The organism is Brachymonas moutaii (nom. illeg.) (assembly GCF_049977365.1).
Taxonomy (GTDB): domain Bacteria; phylum Pseudomonadota; class Gammaproteobacteria; order Burkholderiales; family Burkholderiaceae_C; genus Brachymonas.
This window is the reverse complement of the sequence record NZ_JBNGEN010000047.1, coordinates 1-272: the sequence shown is the minus strand read 5'-3', so window position 1 is coordinate 272 and position 272 is coordinate 1. Positions and strand designations below refer to the sequence as shown.

The following is a 272-nucleotide window of genomic DNA, read 5'->3' as shown; positions in this document are numbered from 1 at the left end:
GCATCAATGTCTCCATTGAAGCCGGTCTCTCCCTCTGCTCCCGTGGCAGAAAAACCAAAACCCACTGCGATGAACTCCCATTCACATGGAGGCTTTCCATGCCAATAGGATTCATTGACCAAAGGATCGGTTGCGAAGTAGCCTCGATATTGGGTGTCAGATATCTTTTCCAGTGGAAAATTGAAAAATGCACTCGGAACAGCTGCCGCTCCGATCGGAAATCCATGTACCGGGGCACAGGCAGAACTTTTGGCAGACATGCTGATGGATGC

At 50.0% G+C, this 272-nt stretch carries 1 protein-coding gene; it reads right to left on the bottom strand.

Annotation, left to right across the window (positions count from 1 at the left end; genetic code table 11):
- A partial coding sequence (locus tag ACP2WS_RS11360) for a hypothetical protein (protein ID WP_426460864.1) occupies positions 1-260 on the bottom strand: 260 nt, incomplete at its 3' end.
- Positions 261-272 lie beyond the last annotated feature (12 nt).